This is a genomic window from Dactylosporangium vinaceum (genome assembly GCF_019904175.1).
In the GTDB taxonomy this organism is placed as follows: domain Bacteria; phylum Actinomycetota; class Actinomycetes; order Mycobacteriales; family Micromonosporaceae; genus Dactylosporangium; species Dactylosporangium vinaceum.
Genome location: NZ_CP061913.1, coordinates 2,282,787 through 2,308,535, shown reverse-complemented (window position 1 = coordinate 2,308,535; position 25,749 = coordinate 2,282,787). Strand labels below are relative to the sequence as shown.

Sequence of the window (25,749 nt, the reverse complement as noted above, 5' to 3'; positions counted from 1 at the left end):
GACCCGGCTCCAGCGACGCGGGACCAAGCGACGCAGAATCCGGAGACGCAGAATCCGGAGACGCAGAATCCGGCAGCGCAGAATCCGGCGACGCGGGATCGGCCGATGCAGCGCTGGGCGACGCTGGAGCGCGCGATGCGGGGGCGGCGTGGTTGGCGTCGGGGTCGGGCTCGTAGGTGACGTCGACCGGCGGGGTGGTGCGGTCGGCCGGAGGGCGGGCGGAGGCGAGGGGGTCGCCGTTGAGGGCGGCCTGGATGGCTTCGGCGGTGCGGCGGCCGATGCCCGGGACCTCGGCGATCTCGTCAAGGGTGGCCGACTTCAGCCGTTTGAGGGAGCCGAAGTGCCGCAGCAGCGCCTTGCGGCGGATCTCGCCGAGGCCGGGCACGTCGTCGAGGGCGGAGGTCGTCATGCGCTTCGAGCGCTTCTGCCGGTGGTACGTGATGGCGAAGCGGTGCGCCTCGTCGCGGACCCGCTGCAGGAGGTACAGGCCCTCGGAGGCGCGCGGCAGGATGACCGGGAACTCGTCGTCGGGCAGCCACACCTCCTCCAGGCGCTTGGCCAGGCCGCACACCGTGATGTCGTCGATGCCCAGGTCGAGCAGCACCTGCGCGGCCGCGTTGACCTGGGGCTGGCCGCCGTCGACGACGACGAGCTGCGGCGGGTAGGCGAACTTGCGCGGCCGACCGGTCGTCGGGTCGATGCCGGGGCGGGAGGGGTCGACCTCGGCGGCCTCGTCGATCTCGACCTTGGCGTCGAGGTAGCGCGCGAACCGCCGCCGCAGCACCTCCGAGATCGCCGACACGTCGTCGGTCGCGCCGTTGATCGCGAAGCGCCGGTATTCGCTCTTGCGCGACAGCCCGTCCTCGAACACGACCATGCTGGCGACCACGTCGGTGCCCTGGATCTGCGAGATGTCGTAGCACTCGATGCGCAGCGGCGCGGCCGGCATCGTCAGCGCCTCGGCGATCTCCTCCAGGGCCTTGCTGCGCGTGCTCAGGTCGCCGGCGCGGCGCAGTTTGTGCTGCTGCAGCGACTGCAGTGCGTTGCGCGCGACAGTCTCGGCGAGCGTCTTCTTGTCCCCGCGCTGCGGCACCCGGATGGACACCCGGCTCCCGCGCAGCCGGCTCAGCCAGTCGGCGAGCGCGTCGACGTCGGCCGGCAGCTCCGGCACCAGCAGCTCGCGCGGCAGGTCGGCCGCGTCGGCACCCGCGCCAGCCGCCTCACTGCCGTAGATCTGCGTGCAGAAGTGGTGCACGAGGTCGCCCGGGGTGAGGTCCTCCGTCTTCTCGACGATCCAGCCGCGCTGCCCCCGCACTCGGCCGCCCCGCACATGGAACACCTGCACTGCCGCTTCGAGCGGATCGTCGGCAAAAGCGACGACATCGGCATCGGTACCGTCGCCGAGCACAACGGCCTGCTTCTCCATCGCCCGCCGCAGCGCGCCCAGATCGTCGCGCAGCCGCGCCGCGCGCTCGAAGTCCAGCTCGTCGGACGCCTCGTACATGTCCTTCTCGAGCTGCTTGACCATGGTGTCGGTCTTGCCGGCCATGAAGTCGCAGAAGCCCTCGACGATCTGGCGGTGCTCGTCCTCACTCACCCGGTCGACGCACGGCGCCGAGCACTTCCCGATGTACCCGAGCAGGCACGGCCGCCCGATCTGCCCGGCCCGCTTGAAGACCCCCGCCGAGCACGTGCGCGCCGGGAAGACGCGCAGCAGCAGGTCGAGCACCTCGCGGATGGCCCACGCGTGCGCATACGGCCCGAAATACCGCACCCCCTTGCGCTTCGACCCGCGCATCACCTGCAGCCGTGGGTACGCCTCGTCGAGCGTGACGGCCAGGTAGGGGTAGCTCTTGTCGTCGCGGTAGCGGACGTTGAAGCGCGGGTCGTACGCCTTGATCCAGTTGTACTCCAGCTGGAGCGCCTCGACCTCGGTGCCGACCGTCACCCAGTCGACCCGCGCGGCCGTCGTCACCATCTGCTGGGTGCGCGAGTGCAGCGTCCACAGGTCGGCGAAGTAGCTGCTGAGCCGCTGCCGGAGGCTCTTGGCCTTGCCCACGTAGATGACCCGCCCGGACGGGTCGTAGAAGCGGTAGACGCCCGGGGTGTCCGGAATGGTCCCGGGTGCTGGTCGATACGTGGACGGGTCTGGCACGGTTCGAGACTATCCGGGGGGTACGACAAAAAGTTGAGGGCCGGTCACCGAACGCGGCAACCGGCCCTGGCGTCCGCCCAACGCAGCGCGGACTGTCAGGTCTTACTTCGTCACGTAGATGTCGTCGCCCTCGAACCGCAGCGTCTTCTCCTTCAACGGCGCGGTCGCGGGCTTGTTGGTCACCGAGCCGTCCTTGGCCGAGAACGAGCTGCCGTGGCACTTGCAGTCGATCGTGTTGTCGGCAACGCTCGTCACGACGCAGTTCTGGTGGGTGCAGATCGCTGTGAACGCTTTGTACGTTCCGGCCTCGGGCTGCGTGATGACGGTACCCCCATCAGCAGAAACGATTTTTCCACCACCGACCGGGATGTCGGCCTTCTTGGCGATCGGCCCTCCCGGGGTCGAGCCGGAGCTCGCAGTGCTGTCCGAGCCACTGTCGTCGCCGCAGGCGGCCAGGACGCTCACGGCCGTCACGCCGGCCGCCCCGGCCAGCACCGCGCGGCGGGTCGTCTCACTCATCCAGTTCCTCCAATGGTCGGGTGCCCGCAGGCTCTGGCCAGAGATACACAGATCATGGAGGATACGGTTCAATGCTCAACAAAAACTGGGAGTTCGGCACCCAATCCGCAATCTAGGCATCACGGACGGCTACGACTAACTGCGCACGACGTACCCGCTCTTGACATCCACTTTGATCCCCTTGAGCCCGCGCGGCGTGGGCCCTGACACCTTGCTCCCGTCCGCGACCTTGAACTTCGAGTTGTGCCGCGGGCACATGATGATCGGGTTCCCGTCGAACGGCGGGTCGAGGATCGCACCCTCATGGGGACAGGCCGCCTCGTACGCCTTGAAGGCCCCCTTCGTCGGCTGCAGCACCAGCACGCTGTCCTTGACGATCACGCCACCGCCGACCGGGACCTCGCCCACGCCGATGAGCGAGTTGCCCGGCACCTGCTGCCCGGCCCCGCCCGACGACCCGCCGTCGTCGAACGGATTGCCCCCGGTCGTGGCCGGCGCGGCGGGCGCACTGGAGCCGCCCGGGCTGCCTGCGGCGCTCGGCGGGGCTGCATCGTCGCCGCCACAGCCGGCCAGCACGGCGACGCCCATGGCACTCGCACCGAGCAGCAGCGCCCGGCGCCCGGAGCGCGCGGAGCAAAGGTTGAAGACGTCCTCTTCTGGCACGCGGTTCCTCCTGAGGTCAGCCTCGCCAGCGGCCACCGTAGCAGCGCAACCTGACCGCCGCCCCGCTCCGCTCATCGCGAGTTTTGTGCCCGCGAAACGGATATAAGCGCCATATCGCCTGACAGGGTATAAGTCCGATAAGTCGCGGCGCGGAGCGCCCGACTTATCGTGGCCACACCGGCGGCGAGCACATATGCGCCCTACGAGGAGATGGCTGATGTCAGGCGGGTCCTGTTCGGCGCCACGATCGCCGAGACCACGCTCCGATGGGCGTCAAGAGATCATCGCCAGGATGCCGGTCAGCCCGCGGCGGTCGATGACGCAGAGGATGGCACGAGGCCGGCCAGGCGACCGTCCGGCCGGGAGCCCGAACTGATCACTGTCGAGGCCGAGCGCGGGCAGTGCGGGGCCGAGGACCTTCGAGCCCCGCTCAAGCAGCCGCCGGGCCGGCCCATGTCCGGGTCGAGCGCGCGCGGACGGCGGCCGGGATCGGAGCGCGTGGCGTGACGCCGCTTGAGTCTGCTGCGCGGCCGGGCGGGGCCACCGAAGCCCGCCGGTGGATTTCGGGTCGCAGCAGAGCGCATGGGTCATCGCTTGACGATGTGGGTGCTGCGGGGCGGTGCCCGGGGTCTCCACATCGGCCGGCGAGCGGTGCGGCCGCCGACCGTCCGCCGAGGAGCCAGGCGGGCGGGCGGCGGCCGGTCGGGTCAGCTCTTCGTCGTGGCCTTCTTCGCGGCCGTCTTGCGCGGTGCCGCCTTCTTCGCCGCTGCCGTCTTCGTAGCAGCCGCCGCCTTGGTCGCCGCCGCGGCAGTGGTCTTCGTCGCTGTCGTCCGGGCCGCAGTGGCCTTGGCCGGGGCCGGGGCCGGGGCCGCCTTGGCCGGGGCGGCCTTCGCGGGGGTGGACTTGGCGGCGGTGGACCGTGCGGCCGTCGTGGACTTGCGGGCGGTCGGGGCGGGCTTGGTGCCGTTGGACTGGGCGGCGCGGTCGCGGGCGGCCGGGTCGCCGGTGGGGTCGCCCTTCAGGTGGAGGGCGTGGCGGAGGTACTGGCCGGTGTAGCTCTCCGGGATCTCGGCCACCTCCTCCGGGGTGCCGGCCGCGACCACCGTGCCGCCCTTGTGGCCGCCCTCCGGGCCCATGTCGATGATCCAGTCGGCCGCCTTGATGACGTCGAGGTTGTGCTCGATGACGATCACCGAGTTGCCCTTGTCGACAAGGCCCTGCAGGACGATGAGCAGCTTGCGGATGTCCTCGAAGTGCAGGCCGGTGGTGGGCTCGTCCAGGACGTACACGGTGCGGCCCGTCGAGCGCTTCTGCAGCTCCGAGGCCAGCTTCACGCGCTGGGCCTCGCCGCCGGAGAGGGTCGGGGCGGGCTGGCCCAGGCGCACGTAGCCGAGGCCGACGTCGACGAGCGTCTTCAGGTGGCGGTGGATCGCCGGGATGGCCTCGAAGAAGCCCGACGCCTCCTCGATCGGCATGTCCAGGACCTCGGCGATCGTCCGGCCCTTGTAGTGCACTTCCAGCGTCTCGCGGTTGTACCGCGCCCCCTTGCAGACCTCGCACGGGACGTAGACGTCGGGCAGGAAGTTCATCTCGATCTTGATCGTGCCGTCGCCGGCGCACGCCTCGCAGCGGCCGCCCTTGACGTTGAACGAGAAGCGGCCGGGGCCGTAGCCGCGCACCTTCGCCTCGGTCGTCTCGGCGAAGAGCTTGCGGATGTTGTCGAAGACGCCGGTGTACGTCGCCGGGTTGGAGCGCGGCGTGCGGCCGATCGGCGACTGGTCCACGCCGACGACCTTGTCGACGAGGTCGAGCCCGGAGATGCGGGTGTGCCGGCCGGGGACGAGCCGGGCGCCGTTGACGGTGTTGGCCAGCACGGCGTGCAGGATGTCGTTGACGAGCGTCGACTTGCCGGAGCCGGAGACCCCGGTGACCGCGGTGAGCTGCCCGAGCGGGAACGACACCGTGAGGTTGTGCAGGTTGTGCTCGCGCGCGCCGACCACCACGAGCTCGCGGCCGGGGGTGCGGGGCCGGCGGATCTCCGGCGTCGGGATGCTGCGGCGACCGGCGAGATACGCCCCCGTCACCGACTCCTCGCTCGCGATGAGCCCCTCGTAGGGCCCGCTGTGCACGACCCGCCCGCCGTGCTCGCCGGCGCCGGGCCCGATGTCGACGATCCAGTCGGCGGTGCGGATGGTGTCCTCGTCGTGCTCGACGACGATGAGCGTGTTGCCGAGGGTCTTGAGCCGCACCAGGGTCTCGATGAGCCGGTGGTTGTCGCGCTGGTGCAGGCCGATGCTGGGCTCGTCGAGCACGTAGAGCACGCCGACCAGCCCGGAGCCGATCTGGGTGGCCAGCCGGATGCGCTGGGCCTCGCCGCCGGACAGCGTGCCGGACGCCCGGTCGAGCGAGAGGTAGTCGAGGCCGACGTCGACCAGGAAGCGCAGCCGGGCGTTGATCTCCTTGAGCACCCGCTCGGCGATCATCTTCTGCCGGTCGGTGAGCTCCATCTGCCCCAGCAGGTCCGCGCACTCGCCGACGGACAGGTTGCAGACCTCGGCGATGCTGCGCCCGTCGATCGTCACGGCCAGGATCTCGGGCTTGAGCCGGGTGCCGCCGCAGGTACCGCAGGGCACGTCGCGCATGTACCCCTCGTACTTGTCCCGGGACCAGTCGCTCTCGGTGTCGGCGTGCCGCCGCTCGATCCACTGCACCACGCCCTCGAAGCCGGTGTAGTAGGAGCGCTCGCGCCCGTACTTGTTGCGGTAGCGGACGTGGACCTGGTCGTCGGAGCCGTAGAGGATGGCCTTCTGGCCCCGCGAGGAGATCCCCTGCCACGGCGTGTCGAGGTTGAAGCCCTCCTCGTCGCCGAGCGCCTCCAGCAGCCGCAGGAAGTAGTCGAGCGTGTGCCCGGTCGCCCACGGCGCAACGGCGCCGTCGCGCAGCGTGCGCTCGGGGTCCGGGATGATCAGCTCCGGGTCGACCTCCTTCTTGGTGCCGATGCCGGTGCAGTCGGGGCAGGCGCCATAGGGCGCGTTGAACGAGAACGAGCGCGGCTCGAGATCCTCGATCGACAGCGGGTGCTCGTTGGGGCAGGCGAGGTGCTCGGAGAACAGCCGCTCGCGGTGCTCGTCGCCCTCGGGCACGTCGACGAACTCGAGGATCACGATGCCGGCGGCCAGCTTGAGCGCGGTCTCCACCGAGTCGGTGAGGCGCTGCTTGGCCGACTTCTTCACCGCGAGCCGGTCGACGACCACCTCGATGGTGTGCTTCTCCTGCTTCTTGAGCTTCGGCGGCTCGGTCAGCGGGTGCACGACGCCGTCGATGCGGGCCCGGGCGTAGCCCTTGGACTGCAGCTCGGCGAACAGGTCGATGTACTCGCCCTTGCGCCCCCGCACGACCGGCGCGAGCACCTGGAAGCGGGTGCCCTCCTCCATCGCGAGAACCCGGTCGACGATCTGCTGCGGCGTCTGCTTGGTGATCAGCTCGCCGCAGACCGGGCAGTGCGGCTCGCCGACGCGCGCGTAGAGCAGCCGGAGGTAGTCGTAGACCTCCGTGATCGTGCCGACCGTCGAGCGCGGGTTGCGCGAGGTCGACTTCTGGTCGATGGAGACCGCCGGGGACAGGCCCTCGATGAAGTCCACGTCGGGCTTGTCCATCTGGCCGAGGAACTGCCGCGCGTAGGACGACAGCGACTCCACGTAACGCCGCTGGCCCTCGGCGAAGATCGTGTCGAACGCAAGGCTCGACTTGCCCGAGCCGGAGAGCCCGGTGAACACGATCATCGCGTCGCGCGGCAGGTCAAGACTGACGTCGCGGAGATTGTGCTCCCGTGCGCCACGGATGATCAAGCGGTCGGACATGCTTCCCCTTGGCGAGTAATCGACCGGTCATTCAGCAGGTCGGAACACCGTCCCGGTGCCAGCCGACAACTCTAGCCAGGGGGTATGACATTTTCTGGCGCCCTACCCGTCCGACCGCTCTCGAACGGGGGAAACGCCGCTGCTCATCCCCTGGCCGGTCGTCGACGTTCGCGGCTTTCGCGACGGACCCGCCGTACCGATGCCAGCTTCTGCTCTTTTTGCAGTTTCTGCCAACTGGCGAAGCGACGGGCGCTGAGCTCGCCGTCCTCGACGGCCGCCCGGACGGCGCAGCCCGGCTCGTCACCGTGCCGGCAGTCCTGGAAACGGCAGCCTTGCGCGAGCAGCGTCACATCCCCGAATGCGCGGTCGAGCCCCGCGACCGCGTCGAACATGCCGACAAGCCGCACGCCCGGGGTGTCCAGCACGGCACCGCCGTCCGGCATGGGGATGAGTGCGCGGTATGTGGTGGTATGGCGGCCCCGCCCGTCGGCCCGCAGCGCCCGCGTCTGCATCAGCGGCGCCCCGGCCAGCGCATTGACCAGGCTCGACTTCCCGGCCCCGGACTGGCCCAGCAGCCCGAGCGTGCGCCCGCGCGCCACGAGGGGTCGCAGCCCGTCCAGGCCCAGCCCGGTCCGCGCGCTGACCGCGTGCACGGCCACCCCGGACTCCCGCCCGGGCATCTGCAGCGCGAGGGCCTCCGGGTCGGCGGCCAGGTCCGCCTTCGTCAGCACGAGGTGCGGCCGCGCCCCCGACTCCCAGGCGAGCGCCAGGAGGCGCTCGATCCGGCCGATGTCGGGCGACGGGTCGACCGGCTCGACCACCGCGACGGCGTCGAGGTTGGCCGCCAGCACCTGGCCGAAGGAGTCCTCACCGGCGGTGGCCCGGACAATTGCCGTGCGTCTCGGAAGTACCGCCTCAGCCGTGACGCGCCCGTCCGGCCACTCCCGCACCACGAGCCAATCCCCCGCGCACGGCAGCGCCCGCGGGTCGTGCGCGGCCCGGGCCAGCAGTCCGCCGGCCACACTGGCGCGCACGGGCCCGGCGGACGTGAGCGCGGTACAGACGCCCCGGTCCACCCGGCTCACGCGCGCCGGCCGGTGCCCGGGCAGCGCAAAGGCGCGCCGGAAGCACTCGGCGAAGCCGTCGTCCCAGCCGAGGGCCGACAGGTCGATACTCACGGTAGTCCTTCCGATCCGAACGAGCGTTCGGAAACCCACGGTAGGTAGCGCGTCCGCAACGCGAAACCGAATATCGGGGCTATGGTCGGGGCGTGCTCCCCTCGCATGTGCTGGCCGGCGCCGTCGGACTCCGCCTGGAGCGGGCCGACGTCCAGTGGCACGTCTCCCCCGGGCAGGACGACTCGCTCATGCGGTTCTGGCTCACCTTCGGCGGCGCCTGCTACGGCTTCCACGTCGGCGCCGAGGACGAGATCCTGGACGTGATCGTCGAGGAGCGCGGGACGGACGCGGACATGGGCGTGTACGGCCGCCTGGAGGTCCGCCCGGCCGCCGGCGGCGACCCCGCGGCCTTCGCGGTCGGCCAGCGGCTCGTCGCGGTCCATGATCTTTTCGCCGGGTACCTCGGCAAGCCCATCGGCGCCCGCCTGTCCTTCGAGACCGTCGACCTGAGCGTCGCCGACTGGGAGGACGAACTGCACTGGGCCGTCGGCGACCTCCCGCGCGAGGTGGGCGTCCGGCAGCGCTAGGGTGGGGCGGTGACCGCCGATCCGCTGGCCCTCAACGCCGAGCTGGAGCGGGCCACCACCCGCCTCCTCGCCACCCTCGAAGACCTGGACCTCACCCGGCCGTCGCTGTGCCCGGGCTGGACCCGCGGCCACGTGGTCACCCACCTGGCCCGCAACGCCGACGCGTACGTCAACCTGCTGACCTGGGCCCGCACCAGCGTCCGCACCCCCGCCTACGCCTCCCCGGCCGCCCGCGACGCCGACATCGAGGCCGGCGCCGGCCGCCCCGCCGAAGTCCAGCGCGCCGACCTGGCCGCCGCCGCGACCCGCCTCGCCACCGCGATCGACGCCCTGCCCGCCGAGTCCTGGTCCGCGGTCGTCGCCCTGCCCTCCGGCACCGAGATCCCCGCGGCCCGCCTGGTCTGGTCCCGCCTCTGCGAGGTCGAGCTGCACCACGTCGATCTCGACGCCGCCTACCGGCCGTCCGACTGGCCCGAGGCGTTCTCCCGGCGCATCCTGCACGACCCGGCCACCCCGCGCGCCGCGACCCTGACCACCCCCGACGGCACCACCCTGCTCGCCGTCGCCGACGCCCCGACCGTCACCGGCGAGGTCCACGCCCTGGCCGCCTGGCTCACTGGCCGCAGCGACGGCACGGACCTCACCGGCGACCGGCCCGACCTGGAGGCTTGGAAATGACCACCGGACTCGAGATCACGTCGCTGTCGGTCGGCCCGATGGACAACAACGCGTACCTGCTGCGCGACCGCGCCACCGGCGAGGCAGTCCTGATCGACGCGGCCAACGAGGCACCCCGCCTGCTGCAGTTCATCGAGCCGGGCGGCATCCGCGCGGTCGTCACCACCCACCGCCACCCGGACCACTGGATCGCCCTGGAGGAGGTCCTGGCCGCCACCGGCGCCGAGTCCCTGGCCCACCCGGCCGACGCCCCCGAGATCCCGGCCGTCACCGCCTACCTGCACGAGGGCGACACCCTCCAGGTCGGCGCGAGCACGCTCTCGGTGATCCACCTGGTGGGCCACACCCCGGGCTCGATCGCGCTGTACTACGCGCAGGACGGCGGCCACCTCTTCTCCGGCGACTCCCTGTTTCCCGGCGGTCCCGGGAAGACGACGAACCCAGCCGACTTCAACTCCCTGATGGGCGACCTGGAGGCGAAGGTCTTCGGCCCGCTACCGGACTCGACGACGATCCACCCCGGCCACGGCAAGGACTCGACGCTCGGGGCCGAGCGCCCGTCAATCCCGCAGTGGCGCGCCAGAGGCTGGTAGCCCCGGCAGGCTCGATCTCCTGACGGAGGTTCCGTGGAGCCGGCGTTCCCGGGCGGAGCGCCCGCCCCTGGCCGCGTGCCGCGCGCCCGGCCGGTGACGGGCCGGTGGGCGGGGCTGGCCGCGCTGCTCGCCGGGTTCTTCGTCATCCTGCTCGACACGACGATCGTGGCCGTCGCGAGCCCGCGCATCCAGCAGGACCTGCGGGCCGGGGTGGCCGGGGTGTTCTGGGTGACGGCCGGATACCTGCTGGCGTTCTCGGTGCCGCTGCTCGTCGCCGGGCGGCTGGGTGATCGGTACGACCCGAAGCGGGTGTTCCTGGCCGGGATGGCCGGGTTTGCGGTGGCCTCGGCGCTGTGCGGGGTGGCGCCGTCGATCGGCTGGCTCGTGCTGCTGCGCGTCGTGCAGGGGCTGGCCGCGGCCGCGATGGCGCCGCAGCCGCTCACGCTGATCCGGCGGCTGTTCGACGCCGGCGAGCGCGGGCGGGCCCTCGGGCTGTGGGGCACCGTCGCGTCGGCCGGGGCGCTGCTGGGGCCGCTGCTCGGCGGGGTGCTGACCGCGGCCCTGGACTGGCGGTGGGTGTTCCTGGTCAACGTCCCGCTCTGTGGCGCCGCGCTGCTGCTGGGGCTCCGCTGGATTCCGGGCAGCCCCGGCCACGCCGCGGGGCTGGACCTGCCCGGGGCGCTGCTCAGCACCGCCGGTCTCGGCCTGCTCGTCTGGGCGCTGCTGGCCTGGCGGGACCTTCCGGCGGCCGGGATCGCCGCCGCGGGCGGGCCGGCGGCGGTACTGCTGGCCGCCTTCGTCGCCCGCGAGCGGCGGCTCGGGCCCGTGGCGCTGACCCCGCCGGCGGTCCTGCGCTCGCCCGGGTTCCGCGCGGCGAGCGTCGCGGTGGCCGCGCTCGGGACGGTGGTCATCGCGTCCGCGCTGCCGGCGATGCTGTACCTGCAGGAGGTCCGCGGCCTCGGACCGCTGGAGGCCGCACTGGTCATGGCCCCGGACGCGGTGATCGCGGCGCTGCTGTCGCCGGCAGGCGGCCGGTGGGTCGACCGTGCGGGGCCCCGCCGGCCGGCGATCGTGGGCCTGGCGCTGCTCACCGCGAGCATGCTGCTCATCGGGCTCGTCGTCGTGCTTGACGTACACCCGTGGTGGTCTGCGTGTGGAGCAGCGGTGCTCGGAGCGGCAAACGCCGTCGCGTGGTCGCCGCTGTCGGTCGCCGCCATGGCCGCCGTCGACCCGTCCGCCGCGGGCGCCGCATCGGGGATGTTCAGCACCATCCGGCAGGTCGCGGCCGTCACCGGCGTCGCGGTCACCGGCGCCGTCTTCACCGTGCGCCCGGCCGCGCCGGCCGCGCCGTTCGCCGTCGTCTTCGCCCTCATGGCCCTGATCGCGGCGGCCGGCGTCGCCGCGGCCGTCCGCCTCCCGCGGACGCGATAGATTGCCGGCCATGGCCGAACCGACGAAGCCCGTGTACCTGCTGGACTTCATGCCCGACGACTGGCGCGCGGCGGTCAGCCCCTACGTCGACCCCGACGTCGTCGCCGCGCTCTCCGCGTTCGTTGTCGAGCAGTACAACTCCGGCCCCGTGTACCCGCGCAAGCAGGACATCTACGCCGCGTACAAGCTGTGCCCGCTCGCGGCGACGCGGGTGCTCATCCTCGGGCAGGACCCGTACATCAAGCCCGGCCAGGCCCACGGCCTCAGCTTCAGCGTGCCGCCGGGCGTGCCGGTCCCGCCGTCACTGCGCAACGTGTATCAGGAGATGCGCGACGACCTCGGCGTCGAACCGCCCCCGTCCGGCGACCTGACCGCCTGGTGCCGCCAGGGCGTGATGCTCCTGAACGCGGTGCTGACGGTCCGCGCCGGTACCCCGAACTCGCACAAGGGCCACGGCTGGGAGAACGTCACCGACGCCACGATCCGGGCGCTGAACGACAGGGCCGAGCCGGTCGTGTTCGTGCTGTGGGGCGCGGCCGCGAAGGCGAAGGCACCCCTGATCACCAACCCGCGGCACGTCGTCCTGCGGGCCGGCCACCCCAGCCCCATGAACACGTCGGGCTTCCTCGGCAGCCGCCCGTTCAGCCGGATCAACGCGGCGCTGATGGCGGCCGGCACCCCACCGGTGCGCTGGTCCCCGGCGATGCCCCGCCTGTGACAGCCGCCGAGCGGGCCCCCGTCGACGGCGGGCGCGGCGCAGCCGGCCGGGCTGTCCTGGCCCGGCCGGTGCGCCGCCATGATCTCCCGGAGGGTTGGGGGGTCAGTCGGTGCCGAACTCCATTGCCGCGCTGTCGAGCAGCTCGGCGTCCGCGTCGGTGGTGACGAGGGCCGGGCCGCGGGCGGCGATCGCGGCCGCGCCGCCGGCGGGCATGGCGCCCAGGAGGTCGGCCGACGGGGTCTGGTTGGCGCCGATGAGCATCGGGTGCGGGCTGCCGATGACGTTCAGCGTGACGTACTGCTCCAGCTTCGCCCGCGAGTCGGCGATGTCCAGGTTGCGCATCGTGAGCTGGCCGATGCGGTCCACGGGGCCGAAGGCGGCGTCCTCGACGCGCTCCATCGAGAGCTTGTCCGGGTGGTACGACAGGGCCGGGCCCGCCGTCTCCACGACCGAGTAGTCCTCGCCGCGGCGCAGGCGCAGGGTGACCTCGCCGGTGATGGCCGAGCCGACCCAGCGCTGCAGGGCCTCGCGCAGCATGAGCGCCTGCGGGTCGAGCCAGCGGCCCTCGTACAGGAGCCGGCCGAGCTTGCGGCCCTCGTTGTGGTACGCCGCGACCGTGTCCTCGTTGTGGATCGCGTTGATGAGCCGCTCGTACGCGGCGTGCAGCAGGGCCATCCCCGGCGCCTCGTAGATGCCGCGGCTCTTGGCCTCGATGATCCGGTTCTCGATCTGGTCGGACATGCCCAGGCCGTGCCGCCCGCCGATCGTGTTGGCCTCCAGCACCAGGTCGACGGCGGAGGCGTATTCCTTGCCGTTGATGCTGACCGGGCGCCCCTGGGCGAAGCCGACAGTCACGTCCTCCGCCGGGATCTCGACGGCCGGGTCCCAGAACCGCACGCCCATGATCGGGTCGACGATCTCGATGTTCGCGTCGAGGTGCTCAAGCGACTTGGCCTCGTGCGTCGCGCCCCAGATGTTCGCGTCGGTGGAGTACGCCTTCTCGGTACTGTCGCGATACGGCAGGTTGTGCGCGACCAGCCACTCCGACATCTCCTTGCGCCCGCCCAGCTCGCCAACGAACTCGGCGTCGAGCCACGGCTTGTAGATCCGCAGCGCCGGGTTGGCCAGGAGCCCGTAGCGGTAGAAGCGCTCGATGTCGTTGCCCTTGAACGTCGAGCCGTCGCCCCAGATCTGCACGTCGTCCTCGAGCATCGCTCGCACGAGCAGCGTCCCCGCCACCGCCCGCCCGAGCGGCGTCGTGTTGAAGTACGCCCGCCCGCCCGATCGGATGTGGAACGCCCCGCAGGCCAGCGCCGCGAACCCTTCCTCGACGAGGCTGGCCCGGCAGTCGACGAGCCGGGCGATCTCCGCCCCGTAGGCGGTCGCCCGCCCGGGCACGGAGGCGATGTCGGGCTCATCGGCCTGCCCGAGATCAGCCGTGTAGGTGCACGGAATGGCGCCCTTGTCGCGCATCCACGCAACCGCAACCGACGTGTCGAGCCCACCGGAGAAGGCAATACCGACGCGCTCACCAAGAGGCAGGGAGTTCAGGACCTTGGACACGCCTCAAGCATATACGAGACTCTGCATAACCATGCAACCCCGATGGCTCACGACACGCCGATCGGGCGTATATGACAGTCCCGTCACACCGAAACGCCGGTGATCCAACACTTATCAACATGTTCTACCAAAGACGATCGTGAACAACCATACTGAGACACCAATGCGTTGCCGGGGTCCACCGCCATCGGGCTCCATCACACCCCCGAACGAAAGAGGTCCTCCGTGGTCAGTCGATCACGACCAGGCCGGCGGCGGAGAGTGGTCCTCTCCCTCGTCGCGAGCCTGGCCCTCACCGCCGCCGGCATTGTCGGGCTCACCGGGACGGCGCAGGCCGCCGGGCCCCTGCCGTGCGACATCTACGCTTCCAACGGCACGGCCTGCGTGGCCGCGCACAGCACGACCCGGGCGCTGTTCGCGGCGTACAACGGGCCGCTCTACACCGTGCAGCGGGCCGACAGCGGGGCCACGCACAACATCGGGCTGCTCGCCGCGGGCGGGTACGCCAACGCCGCCGACCAGGACGCGTTCTGCAACGGCACCACGTGCCGGATCACGCGCATCTACGACCAGACGAGCAACCACAGCGACCTCACCATCGCGCCCGACGGCGGTGCCGGCTCCGGCGACCGGGGCGCGGACGCGGCCGAGATCGCCGTGACCGCGGGCGGCCACAAGGTGTACGGGCTGTGGGTGTCACCCGGCGTCGGCTACCGCTTCAACGGCCGCGCCCCCGGTGTCGCCGTCAACGGCCAGCCCGAGGGCGTCTACATGGTCGCCAGCGGCACGCACGTGAACTCGGACTGCTGCTTCGACTACGGCAACGCCGAGTCGACGCCGTTCGACACCGGCAACGGCCACATGGACGCCGTCAGCATCGCCACGACCTGCTTCTTCCCGCCGTGCCAGGGCTCCGGCCCGTGGATCGAGGCGGACATGGAGAACGGCATGTTCCAGGGCGGCAACGGGTCGAACCCGAACCCGGGGAACAACTCGGCGTACGTCACCGCCGTCCTCAAGAACAACGGCCAGACCACGTACGCCCTCAAAGGCGGCAACTCACAGTCCGGCGGGCTCACGACCTGGTGGAACGGCGCGCTGCCGACAGACAAGGCCGGGTACCGCCCGATGCACCAGGAAGGCGGCATCATCCTCGGCATCGGCGGTGACAACTCCAACCGCAACCGGGGCACCTGGTTCGAGGGTGCGATGGTGGCCGGATACCCGACCGACGCCGCCGAGAACGCGATCCAGACGAACGTCGTCAGCGTCGGCTACAGCGGCCAGACGAACGTGCCGAACGGTCCGCAGGGCACCATCGCCGGCCCCGGCGGCAAGTGCGTCGACGTGGCCGCCGACGACACCGGCACCAACGGCGCGGGCGTGCAGCTCTGGGACTGCCAGAACTTCGCCGAGGACCAGCACTGGACGCACTTCGCCGACAACTCGCTGCGCACCATCAACCGCTGCCTGGACATCAACGGCAATGGCACGGCCAACGGCACGCAGGTCGAGCTCTGGGACTGCAACGGCGTCGGCGGGCAGCAGTGGGTCCAGCAGGCCGACGGCTCGCTGCGCAACCCGCAGTCCGGCCGCTGCCTCGACTCCCCGAACGGCAGCACGGGCAACGGCACGCGCCTGCAGATCTGGGACTGCAACGGCTCCGCGGCGCAGAAGTTCGCCGTGAACGGCGGCGGCACGAACGTCGGCCCCGGCGGCAAGTGCGTCGACGTGGCCGCCGACGACTCCGGGGTCAACGGCACCGCCGTCCAGCTCTGGGACTGCCAGTCCTACGCCGCCGACCAGCACTGGTTCCACCAGTCCAACGGGGCCCTGCGCACCCTCGGCCGCTGCCTCGACATCAACGGCAACGGCACCGCCAACGGCACCCAGGTCGAGCTCTGGGACTGCAACGGCGTGGGCGGCCAGGTCTTCCAGCAGCAGGCCGACGGCTCGCTGCGCAACCCCCAGTCCGGCCGCTGCCTCGACGCCCCCAACGGCGCCACCGCCAACGGCACCCGGCTGCAGATCTGGGACTGCAACGGCAGCGCCGCCCAAAAGTTCACACTCAACTGATGCACACTGCGGAGGGCGCGGCGGTACCTCACCCGCGCGCCCTCCGCACCACCTCCTCCGGAGTCAGCGGCGCCGAGGGATGGTGCGACAGGCACATCGGCGCGGCGATCTTCACGAACGAGAACCCCTCCCCGGCCGCGAAGAACGACCCGCTGGACAGCCGCCCGATATCGGGTAGCCGCCCGCCTTTGGCCTGCGCCAGCTCCTTTGCCGCATCGATCTGCGCGGGCGCGTTGAGCAGCCCGAAGAACTGCGTCGTCGCGTTGCCGGAGATCTGGTTGTGCAGCCCCTTCGGCGCCTGCGTCGCGAACACGAGCCCGAGGCCGTACTTGCGCGCCTGCGCGGCCAGCGCGATCGTGCTCGCGGTGCACGGCGTGCTCCCGGTCGCCGGCGCCAGCGTCTGCGCCTCGTCCATCACGAACAGCCCGCCCAGTGGCCGATCCCCCGCCGGATTCCGCTTAATCCACGCGAACAGCGCCATCTGCAGCTGGTTCACGAAGCTCTGCCGCTGCTCGTCGGAGTTCAGCCCGGCCAGGTTGATGACCGACACCCGGGCCCGCTTCCCGGCCGGCGGCGTGAGCAGCACCCCGGGGTCGACCGCGGCCCCCTGCCCGCCGAACAGCGGATCGGTCACCATCGAGGCCTTGAGCGTCTCCGCCGCGTCCCCGGCCAGCTTGGCCGCCTTCGCCAGCCGGCTGACGCCCTCGGGCAGGTCGGCCAGGAAGTCCGCGAACCCGCGCAGCCCCGAGTGCCCGGCCCGCGCGTAGGCCACGAGCGCCTCGGTCAGCACCGCCCGCCCCTGCTGGGCGACCCGGGTCCCGGCGTGCACCCCGGCCCGCGGGGCCAGCGCCTCCACCGCGGACGTGACGGCCTGGTCGAACTCGTCGGCGGAGTCGAGCACCGGCGCGAAGTCCGGCAGCGGCTGGAACGCCAGCGGCCGCCCGCTCGTCACCCGCGGCGTCCAGACGACGACATCGGTGTTCGCCAGGTAGTCCGCGGCCCGCTCGTCGTCGCCCGGCCCCCACCCGGCGGGCGCCGCGGGCCACGGGTCGCCGAGCCGGGCCAGGTCGTTGTTAGGGTCGAGCACAATGGACGAGACCCCGGCCCGCGCGCACTCCTCCACGAGCCGCCGGATGAGCACCGTCTTGCCGGACCCGGACCCGGCGAACACCACGGTGTGCCGCCGCAGCGACTCCAGCCCGACGGTGAACGCCGCGCCGGACTCCGCCTCCTTCCCCAGCGTGATCGTGCCCGCCGCAACCGCGGGCGGCCCGCCCACGCCACGCGCGGACGCGGGCGATCCGGCCACTTCACGCGCGGACGCGGGCGGTTCGGCCACCTCACGCGCGGACGCGTTAGCGGGCGGGGTCAGCGTCTCCGCGAACAGCGCGGTCCCGCTGGCCGGCCGCCTCGACTGCAGCCACTCCTGGAAATGCGGCGGCGGCGCCACCGCGAGGTGCTGCAGGGCGGCGAAGACCTTGAGGTCCCGCTCCGAGATCCTGACCACGACCCCGCCGGCCGCGTGGAACGCGTCCACGACCTCGCCGGTGCGCTTCCCGGTCGGCCACGGCGAGTTGCGCAGCACGATCAGCCGCCGCTGCGGCACGGCCGCGTCGAGCCCGGCCATCGTCGAGGCCGCCTTGACCCGGCTGATGACGGCCACCGCACTCGGGCTGTTGATCGCCCGGAACCCCCAGTGCGCCTCGTTCTCGATCGACTCGTCGAGCACCTCGATGAGCCGCCCGTGCAGCGAGGGCTTCCGGCTCGGCAGCGGGTCGTGCTTGTAGGTGACCCCGGTCGGCGCCTGCTCGTCGATCCACGCGGTGAGCCCGGCGGCCAGCAACGGCGGTATCTGGGCGTCCTCGGTCGTGTGCTGCAGCGCCGCGGACACGTCGAGCGCCCCCACCAGCTCCGCGAACCGCACGTCGATCGCCGCCAGGTGGTCCGGCGGGGCCTCGGCCTTCCGCACGGTCGCTGACGTCGAATCATCCACGTTGTCCGGGAACCGGTCCAGCTCCACGACCCGCTCCTCGTCGAGGCACCGGTGCACGTGGGCCTCGACCATACGCAGCAGCGCACGGGGCGTGTATTTGTAACGGATTCCCTTGAACGCCTCAGGGCGGATCGGCCAGGTGTCGTACGCGGCCCCGAAGGTGGTGGCACGCAGGCGCCGCGCGACGATCGCCTCGGCGATCTCATCGGTAGGGATCCAGTCGGGCAACTCTTCGAGCCGGAACCGCTCCTTCACCGGGCCCGGTGCGTTGCGCTCGATGAGGGCCCACGTGTCGGGCAGGCAGGAGACCACGACGAGCGTGCGGCGGGTGATCTCGCGGAGGACCAGCAGCCCGTCGGCGACCTGACCGAGGAGGCCGGCCTTCTCGTCGTCGAGGGTCTCCGCGGGGCCGAACACCGTGGTGGTGGTCTGGGCGAACAGGGTGTCGATCTGGTCGATCGCGATCACGGTCGGGTCCATCGGCAGCGCCATCAAGCGGGAGATGTCCTGCACGATCTGCTGGGGGCTGCGGACCGCCTGCGACAGGCCCCACCGCCGCCGCCCCTCGGGGTCACCGAGCTCGGAGATGAGGTGCGCGTAGCCGACGTCCTGGGCCTCGAAGTCCTTCGACCCGTTGAGCACCAGAGCCCGGGCGGTGTCCTGACACTGCTTGCCGACGTCGCGGTGTTCGGTCCGCAGCGCATCGATGAAGGCGTCGAGGTCCGACCTGGTCAGCGCCTTGTCACCGGCGATCGCGTCGCGCACCTCGGTCGGCAGGTGCAGGTCGACGCTGAGCGTGCGCAGGAACCGCACCAGCTGACTGGTCCAGCCCTTCGCCGGCTGATCGAGGCACTCGACCATGCACAGGGCGGTGCTGGACCAGAACGTCCGGCCGCTGATCATGTTGACCAGGACGAAGTATCCCCCGTTGGCCTGGATCGTCTCCCGGATGGCGCCGAGCAGATGCGTCTTGCCCGAGCCGGCCCGGCCCTGCATCGCCACGCTCAGCGGCTTGGAGATGTCCTCCCGCCGGGCCCGGTTGGTGCCGCTGACGATCTCCTTCGCCGTCTTCTCGTGCAGCTCCGGCACGTTGTACCGGGAGTCGCGCCACACGTCGTCAGGCGTCGGCGCCGGGTTGAAGTCGAAGGAGCGCAGCACCGCCCGCTGCATCTCGGTGATCATGACGACTTGATCGCCATCATGTGACTGTCCTCGCCGCCGATCCGTACCGCGGCCGCGCGGTCCCGGGGCTGCAGCGCCTTCAGGTTGGCCACCGGAATGACCCGCACGCCGGGCTGGGACAGCATGGCCCGCAGCACCGCGTCGACGGCCGCCCGGTCGGCGTCCGGCAGCCGGTCCCGCACATCGGCCAGGCCGACCCAGGCGCCGGGCGGGTTGGCGAGTTCGGCGTACGCGGCCCGGATCGCGCCCTCCAGGTCCTCCGGCCCGGCGGTGCCGGCCGGCGCCGCGTCCACGGTGCCCTGCGTCTGCTTGAAGAACTCCCCGTGGCTGATCTGCAGCCGATCCAGGGCCCGCCCGACGTTTGCCATCAGCGCGAAGAGGGTCCGGATCGCCGAGCGGCCCTCCTTCGGCGGCTCGGTCTCGTGCAGGGTCCGGGCCAGGCTCCAGCCGGCGTCGGTGAGCTGGTGGGAGAAGGGCCGGGTGCTCTTGTCGGTCTCGACCAGGCCGAGCTTCACGAGCCTCGCGTTGTCCCGGCCGTTGAGCGGGAAGCCGGCGATCTCGGCGAACTCGGCATTCGTCAGCTCCCGAGCCTCGGCCATGAGCACGACAACGGCCAGGATCTGATTCGGTGACAGGCCGGCGCCCGGCCGCTTCGGCGCGGAGGCCGGCACCGGCCGCCGCACCACCGGCTGCTCCAGCGACGGGAGCTGCTCGCGACCGGCCGGCGTGAGCGTGTGTACGAACGCCCGCCCGACCTTTTCGGTGACGACCAGGCCCTGATCGTTCAGCTTGTTTTTGTCCGTTCCGGTGAGCTCGCCCGCCCCCGCCGCCTTGAGCTGCTTGTTGTCCATCGGGCCGTTTTCCTGGAGAACCTTGAGGATCTTGACCAGAGCTGGTTTCATCGCGAAGAGCCTTTCCGCCGCCGTTCGAGCAGCTGTCTGATGTTGTGGACGACGAGCCGGACGTCGGCCAGGACGTCCTCGTTCGTGAAGCGCAGGACGTGGTTGCCGTGGAGCTGGAGGTGGACGTCGCGGCGGTGGTCGTCGGCGAACTGGGTCACGCCCCGGTGCTCGTCGCCGTCGACCTCGACCACCAGGCGCTCGGCCGGCCAGTACAGGTCCAGGCGGTAGCGGCGGCCCAGCGGGGCCGGGTCGTAGTCGTGGTTCCAGTGCCGGCCGTGGGCCCAGTCGCACCCCGCCAGGGCGCGTTCGAGGGCCTGCTCGGCCGGGCTGTCGGCGCGCGGCACCCCCGAGCGCGGCGGGTACGTCACGCGCGCCCCCGCGGCCGGGCGGACCGGCGGGACCGGCAGGGTGGCGATCGCCGGCGGCAGGGTGAACCGCACGGAGCGCACCCGGTCGACGCTGCGCAGCGGGGCGCCCGCGAGCCAGACCGTCACGTCGGCGTGGTGGACCAGCCACTCCGCCGCGTGCACCAGCGCCCGCTCGGCGGCCGGGTCCGCGTCGCCGGGCAGCTCGGCGATGACGACGAGGTGGTCGCGGCCGTAGGCGGCGGCGATGACCCGGGCCAGCCCGGCCGCGCGCACCTCCGCGGGGAAGGTGGACCCGCTGACACCGGACAGGGCACGGGCGGCGAGGTCGGCCAGGAACGGGCCGAAGTTGTGCGAGCCGGCGGCCGTGCGCTCGGCCAGGGCCCGGACCGCGGCCACGCCGAGCGCGCTCGATCCGTCGAGGGCCTCGGCGCCCGGCAGCCAGGCCGGAAAGAGGGCGACGGCCGCCCGGTCGAGCCCGCGCAGCACGTCGTGCACCTGATCACCAGGAGACCCGGGCGGGGCCGGGCGGAACGACACCACGGCGGGCGCGGCGGCCGGCAGCGGGTCGAGGGCCACGGCGAGCAGGTCCGGCACCACCCCGCTCAGGTGGCTGACCTGGCGGCGCGGCGGCCCGTCCCACCAGTGTGCCAACGCCGCCACAGGGGCCATGCAGGCACCGTACTGTCCGTGCCTATCCGGAAGCACTCCGTTGATCATACGCAGCCGCCACCCGAACGACCCAGGCATTCCGGCACCGCACCTCTGCGAAGATGCGTGCATGCGGATGCTCATCGTCGGCGGGACGCAGTTCGTCGGGCGGCACATCGTCGAGGCGGCGCTGGCCGCCGGGCATGAGGTCACTCTGCTGCATCGAGGCAAGACCGGGCGGCAGCTGTACCCGCAGGCCCGCCACATCATCGCGGACCGGGACGGCGACCTCGGCGAGGTGGCCGAGGGGAGCTGGGACGCCACGATCGACGTGAGCGCGTACCGGCCCGAGCAGGTCACCCGGCTCGCCGAGGTGCTCGAGACCGGGTTCTACACGTTCATCTCGACGGTGTCCGTGTACGACGACCCGCCGGCCGGCTACACCGAGGACGCCCGCCTCCGTGACGACGACTCGTACGGCGGCCTCAAGGCGGCCTGCGAGCGGGTCGCGCAGGAGCGCTTCGGCCGCCCGCTCATCCTGCGCCTGCCCTACGTCGTGGGGCCGTACGACCACCTGGTGCGGTTCACCTGGTGGGTCAAGCGGATCGCGGAGGGCGGCGAGGTGCTGGCGCCCGGCCGGCCGGAGGAGCCCATCCAGCTCATCGACGCCCGCGACCTGGCCGCCTGGGCACTGGAGATGACCGCGCGGTCCCGGCCGGGGATCTTCCACCCCAGCGGGCCCGCGGAGCGGCTCTCGTTCGGCGACCTGCTGACCGCAATGCAGGACGGCACCGACGCCACCCTGACCTGGGTCGATCCGGAGTTCCTGCTCGCGCGCGGCGTCGGCCACGAGGACCTGCCGCTCTGGCCGGCCGCCGACGAGGAGGCCGCGGTCAACCGGGCCGATCCGGCGAGGGCGATCGCGGCCGGGCTGACGTTCCGGCCGCTCGCGCAGACGATCCGCGACGCCCGGCTGGAGCCCGCGCAGCCCGGCCGGCTCAGCCGAGCGCGCGAGGCCGAGCTGCTCCGGCAGTGGCGTCAGAGGTAGGCCGGCAGCCCCGCCCGCAGGGTGGCCAGCATCGCCGCGGCCTCGGCCGGTGGCATGGGGGCGGCGGCCCGGCCTACCGCCCCGAGCACGTCGTCGAGCGACATCTCCGGGCACGCCCCGGGCGCGTGGTAGCGGACCTGCGCGATCAGATCGGCCACATACGGTACGACGTCGTCAGCGGTTTCCCAGAGCCAGGCCAGCACCCGCCCGAACGCCTCGCCGGCGTGCAGGGTCGCCCCGCGGGCCCGCTGCGTCAGCAGCGCGATCGCCGACTCGCCGACGAGCGCGCCGATCAGCTTCTCGAAGATGTGGTCAGGCACTTCACGCGTTCGCACATCGCACTCCCGGTGATCGATGTAACGACCGGTGATATTACCGTGTCTGGTTGTTCATCGACAGCTATTCGTAGATGACGATCCCGGCCGGTGGGACGGTCAGCTGGACCGCCTTGCCGTTGCGGGCCGAGACCGAGACGCGACCGCCGGCGAACGCCGGCTCACTGGAGTATCGGCAGGTCAGCAGGTCTCCCTCGGCGTGCAGGTCGTTGTCGACGGTGACCCAGGCGGTGCGCACCCGGTCCGCATCAGTATTGACGGCTATCAGTACCTCATGATCGGCGAAGATGCGCGACCAGGGCAGGAGACCGCGCGGGGCGGGCGGGCCGAAGACGACCCCGTCGGCCGAGACCGGGCGCAGGTACTGCCGGCCGCGGCGCAGGGCCGGGAGCCGGCGGCGGACGGCGAGGATCTGCTTGAGCTGGCGGTACGTCTCGTGGTCCTCGTCGAACGCGTGCCCGCCCCGGCTGCGGAACGGGCCGAACTCGCCGCCGAACATGGCTTCGCGGATGTATCGGTCGTGCCCGCCCTGGCCGTCGAACCCCTGCTCGGAGCCGTAGTAGATGCACGGGATGCCGAGCGTGGCGGCGTTGAGCGCGAGCGCGACAAGGGCCAGGCGGCGGCCGGGCTCGTCGGCCGCGAAGCGGGCCTTCCACGGGCCCTTGCGGACCTGGTCGTGGTCGTCGTAGGCGGTCACCACCTTGTCCCGGAACCAGGCGTGCGAGTCGCGGCCGACCTGCAGCGAGTTGCGGAACAGCGCGAAGTACTCGGCCGGGTCGGTGCCGCCCTTGGCCGTGCGCTCCAGGCGGTCCTGCACGTCGGCCAGGCCGAGCGCGGCGTCCATGCCGACGGCGTCGAGGGTGTTGTAGGCGAACGCGCGGTCGCCGGTGATCTCGGCGATCAGGTAGAAGCGCTCCTTGCCTATCGACTGCGCGAACTCGTGGATCGCCGAGGCGAAGTAGCGGGCCGCGCCCGGGTCCATGTGCTTGACCGTGTCGACCCGGAAGCCGTCGAGGTCGGCGTAGGCGATCCAGTACTGGTATGCCCGCACCAGCGCCAGCAGCGCGGCCGAGGGCGTGTAGTCGTCGGCCGGTCCGGTACCGAGCGCGATGTCCTTGAGGTCCTCGAAGTCGCCCTCCAGGTACTCCGGATAGCGGTCCCAGTCGACGATGCGCCCCTTGCCCGTGAACGTCGCGGTGCTCTGCAGCTCGGCCGGCCAGACGCCGCCGTCGGGGTACGACTGCGGGATCGGGCCGACGGGAAGGCTGGCGAGGCCGTCGGGGGCGCGGAAGCCGCGGACGGGATAGCGCTGCCCGGTCCAGACCGGCTGCGCGTCGCCCTCGTAACCGAAGACGTCGCCGGCGTGGTTGAGCACCACGTCGAGCACGACCCGGAGTCCCTCGGCGTGCGCCTGCGCCACCAGGGCTTTGAGGTCCTCGCTGGTGCCGAAGTGCGGGTCGACCGCGAGAAAATCCTGCATGGCGTACCCGTGATACGACGCGGCCCCGCTGACCTGCTTGAGCACGGGGCTCACCCAGATCGCGCTCACCCCGAGGCGGCGCAGGTAGCCCAGCTTGGAGCGCAGGCCGTTCAGGGTGCCGCCCACCCAGCCGACGCCGGCGTCACGCCACCGCGCGGCGTCGGCGGCGGTCCGGACCGCGTTGCCCCGGTCCGCCTCCCGCAGCGGCGGCGTGGTGCCGGTCATGACGGTGGTGCCGTCGCTGTCCCGGTAGCCACGCTCGCCGCCGTCGGAGAAGCGGTCGACCATCAGGAAGTAGAGCACCTCGTCGGCCCAGTCGTCCGGGGACGGGTGGAACGGCCCCCGGGTGAGCGCGGCGAAGTCGATGTCGGCGATCCGGCGGTACGGCACCTCCCGATCGTCGCACGTCACGCCCTTAAGCGGCCGCCAAGCGTCGCCTGCCCAACACCCGCCGGGCGATGCGCGGGCGCATGAGGGCGGTCGGCGGGTCGAGCAGGTTGGTGACCCGGCTGAACGCCAGCGAGACGACCTCATCGTGCTCGGCGGCGGCGTAGAGGCGGTTGAGGTACCGGTTGACCATGCGGGTCCCGATGTCCTTCGGGCCGCCCTGCACGCCCGGAAGCGCCGCGTCGCCGCCGGTGGCGATCTGCCACGGGATGTCGACGACGGGCTTGACCTCCCGGAAGAACCGCAGCGCGTCGAGCTCGCCGCGCTCCAGCAGCGAGCCCAGCTTGAGCGCCTCGATGCCCGCGACCGACATGCCCTGGCCGTACATCGGGTTGAACGAGCACATCGCGTCGCCGAGCACCACGAAGCCCTGCGGGAAGCGCCGGAGGCGGTCGTAGCGGTGCCGGGTGCTGCCCGGGAACCGGTACTTGACCGCCTCGGCGGCGAGCGGCTCGGACGCCTCGATGATGTCGGACACGTAGGGCAGCGGCAGCCGCTTGGCGTACGCGCGGTAGCCGGCGTCGTCGAGCGGTGAGTGGTCACCGAGGATGCCGAACAGCGTGATCACCGCCCGGCCGCCCTCCTGCAGCATCACCGCGCCCCCGCGCGGCGCCGCCACCGACGGGCCGATGATGATCGCGATGTCGCCGTCGAGCAGGGCCGGGTCGACCCGGTACGGGCGGGACACGTAGGCCAGGTCGACCTGCAGCCGCTCCTCGCGCGGACGCTCGTAGCCCAGCTCGGCCAGCCAGCGCGGGGCCCGGGAGCCCTTGCCGGTGGCGTCGACGACCAGGTCGGCGGTGAGCGTCTCCGCCGGCTCTCCGGCGGCCTGGATGCGGGCCCCGATCACGCGCGTCCGCGCGGCGTCGGCCTCGATCCCGACGATGTCGTGCCCGCCGCGCACGGCCACGCCCGGGAGCGCGAACACCTTGGAGCGGATCCACGTCTCCAGATACGGCCGGCTGAACGACACCGCGTCCATCCCGGCCGGCACCTGCTTCAGCCGATACCCGTTCGCGCAGAACCGCACGTTGCCCAGCACGTCACCGGTCGGCATCCCGGCCGCGGCCAGCTCCCGGGTGGCGCCCGGGAACAGCCGCTCGATCACGTTGAGGCCGGCGGCGAGCAGGCCGTGCGCGTGCCGGCCCTGCGGCACCCCTCGGCGCACCTCCCGTTCGCGCGGATCGGCATGCGGATCACCCGTCCACCCGCCGGTCGGGGAGTCGCGCTCGACGATCGTCACCCGCTCGAAGTGCTCGGTCAGCACCCGCGCGGTGAGCAGGCCCGCCATGCTGCCGCCGAGGACGACGGCGTGTGTGTGCGTCATGCCCTGTGCGCGTTCCATTCCGTGCCACCGCCACCTTCAGTCGGGTGGAAGACTGATC

17 protein-coding genes and 2 pseudogenes are annotated in these 25,749 nt (G+C 71.9%); 7 read left to right on the top strand and 12 right to left on the bottom strand.

Annotated features, from left to right (window positions below; translation table 11 throughout):
* Window positions 1-205 precede the first annotated feature (205 nt).
* From uvrC to rsgA, 5 genes and pseudogenes are all read right to left on the bottom strand, one after another.
* Window positions 206-2,155 (bottom strand): annotated as a pseudogene (gene uvrC / locus Dvina_RS10025) (excinuclease ABC subunit UvrC); the annotation flags it as partial.
* A 102-nt stretch (window positions 2,156-2,257) separates the two neighbouring features.
* Complete coding sequence (locus tag Dvina_RS10020; protein WP_223102184.1) at window positions 2,258-2,674, bottom strand: QcrA and Rieske domain-containing protein; 417 nt, start codon at window positions 2,672-2,674, stop codon at window positions 2,258-2,260.
* Between the two features lie 135 nt (window positions 2,675-2,809).
* Complete coding sequence (locus Dvina_RS10015) at window positions 2,810-3,337, bottom strand: Rieske (2Fe-2S) protein (protein ID WP_223102183.1); 528 nt, start codon at window positions 3,335-3,337, stop codon at window positions 2,810-2,812.
* Window positions 3,338-4,293: 956 nt separating this feature from the next.
* Window positions 4,294-7,197 (bottom strand): annotated as a pseudogene (gene uvrA, locus Dvina_RS10010) (excinuclease ABC subunit UvrA); the annotation flags it as partial.
* Between the two features lie 143 nt (window positions 7,198-7,340).
* The gene (gene rsgA, locus Dvina_RS10005) at window positions 7,341-8,375 is read right to left on the bottom strand and encodes a ribosome small subunit-dependent GTPase A (protein WP_223102181.1); all 1,035 of its coding nucleotides are present in this window, start codon (window positions 8,373-8,375) and stop codon (window positions 7,341-7,343) included.
* 92 nt (window positions 8,376-8,467) lie between these two features.
* On the opposite strand from rsgA, the gene Dvina_RS10000 reads away from it, so the two are divergent.
* The 5 genes from Dvina_RS10000 to Dvina_RS09980 are packed head-to-tail and all read left to right on the top strand — an operon-like array spanning window position 8,468 to window position 12,322.
* Window positions 8,468-8,902 (top strand): hypothetical protein, encoded by a 435-nt coding sequence (locus Dvina_RS10000; protein WP_223102180.1) that lies wholly within the window; start codon window positions 8,468-8,470, stop codon window positions 8,900-8,902.
* Window positions 8,903-8,911: 9 nt separating this feature from the next.
* Entirely contained in the window at window positions 8,912-9,580 is a 669-nt protein-coding gene (locus Dvina_RS09995; RefSeq protein WP_223102179.1) for a maleylpyruvate isomerase family mycothiol-dependent enzyme, read from the top strand.
* Entirely contained in the window at window positions 9,577-10,173 is a 597-nt protein-coding gene (locus Dvina_RS09990; RefSeq protein WP_223102178.1) for an MBL fold metallo-hydrolase, read from the top strand. The genes Dvina_RS09995 and Dvina_RS09990 overlap by 4 nt, the downstream gene beginning before the upstream one ends.
* 33 nt (window positions 10,174-10,206) lie before the next feature.
* A complete protein-coding gene (locus Dvina_RS09985; protein ID WP_223102177.1) occupies window positions 10,207-11,604 on the top strand; it encodes an MFS transporter in 1,398 nt (465 codons plus the stop codon).
* A gap of 10 nt (window positions 11,605-11,614) precedes the next feature.
* Window positions 11,615-12,322: a uracil-DNA glycosylase gene (locus Dvina_RS09980; protein WP_223102176.1), complete on the top strand. Its 708-nt coding sequence runs from the start codon at window positions 11,615-11,617 to the stop codon at window positions 12,320-12,322.
* Window positions 12,323-12,424: 102 nt separating this feature from the next.
* Here the strand turns inward: Dvina_RS09980 and argG are convergent, their stop codons facing one another.
* Window positions 12,425-13,885 carry an argininosuccinate synthase gene (argG, locus tag Dvina_RS09975; RefSeq protein WP_223102175.1) on the bottom strand — a complete coding sequence of 487 codons (1,461 nt, stop codon included), beginning with the start codon at window positions 13,883-13,885 and terminating at the stop codon, window positions 12,425-12,427.
* A 261-nt stretch (window positions 13,886-14,146) separates the two neighbouring features.
* Here argG and Dvina_RS09970 point away from each other — a divergent pair, with 261 nt between their 5' ends.
* The gene (locus Dvina_RS09970) at window positions 14,147-15,961 is read left to right on the top strand and encodes an arabinofuranosidase catalytic domain-containing protein (protein WP_246656126.1); all 1,815 of its coding nucleotides are present in this window, start codon (window positions 14,147-14,149) and stop codon (window positions 15,959-15,961) included.
* Between the two features lie 28 nt (window positions 15,962-15,989).
* On the opposite strand, the gene Dvina_RS09965 is transcribed toward Dvina_RS09970, so the two are convergent.
* The 3 genes from Dvina_RS09965 to Dvina_RS09955 are packed head-to-tail and all read right to left on the bottom strand — an operon-like array spanning window position 15,990 to window position 21,075.
* A complete protein-coding gene (locus Dvina_RS09965) occupies window positions 15,990-19,136 on the bottom strand; it encodes an ATP-binding protein (RefSeq protein ID WP_223102173.1) in 3,147 nt (1,048 codons plus the stop codon).
* On the bottom strand, window positions 19,133-20,038 hold the full coding sequence (locus tag Dvina_RS09960; RefSeq protein WP_223102172.1) for a hypothetical protein: 906 nt from the start codon (window positions 20,036-20,038) through the stop codon (window positions 19,133-19,135). Before Dvina_RS09960 ends, Dvina_RS09965 begins: the two co-directional genes overlap by 4 nt.
* Window positions 20,035-21,075, bottom strand: a complete 1,041-nt coding sequence (locus tag Dvina_RS09955; RefSeq protein ID WP_223102171.1) for an endonuclease domain-containing protein — start codon at window positions 21,073-21,075, stop codon at window positions 20,035-20,037. Before Dvina_RS09955 ends, Dvina_RS09960 begins: the two co-directional genes overlap by 4 nt.
* Window positions 21,076-21,184: 109 nt before the next feature.
* On the opposite strand from Dvina_RS09955, the gene Dvina_RS09950 reads away from it, so the two are divergent.
* On the top strand, window positions 21,185-22,102 hold the full coding sequence (locus Dvina_RS09950; RefSeq protein ID WP_223102170.1) for an NAD-dependent epimerase/dehydratase family protein: 918 nt from the start codon (window positions 21,185-21,187) through the stop codon (window positions 22,100-22,102).
* Here Dvina_RS09950 and Dvina_RS09945 read toward each other — a convergent pair.
* The 3 genes from Dvina_RS09945 to Dvina_RS09935 form a co-directional block, all read right to left on the bottom strand.
* Window positions 22,093-22,437: a hypothetical protein gene (locus Dvina_RS09945; protein WP_223102169.1), complete on the bottom strand. Its 345-nt coding sequence runs from the start codon at window positions 22,435-22,437 to the stop codon at window positions 22,093-22,095. The genes Dvina_RS09950 and Dvina_RS09945 overlap by 10 nt on opposite strands.
* Before the next feature lie 64 nt (window positions 22,438-22,501).
* Entirely contained in the window at window positions 22,502-24,307 is a 1,806-nt protein-coding gene (locus Dvina_RS09940; protein ID WP_223102168.1) for an alpha-amylase family glycosyl hydrolase, read from the bottom strand.
* 25 nt (window positions 24,308-24,332) lie between these two features.
* Window positions 24,333-25,691, bottom strand: a complete 1,359-nt coding sequence (locus Dvina_RS09935; RefSeq protein WP_223102167.1) for an FAD-dependent oxidoreductase — start codon at window positions 25,689-25,691, stop codon at window positions 24,333-24,335.
* Between the last annotated feature and the right edge of the window lie 58 nt (window positions 25,692-25,749).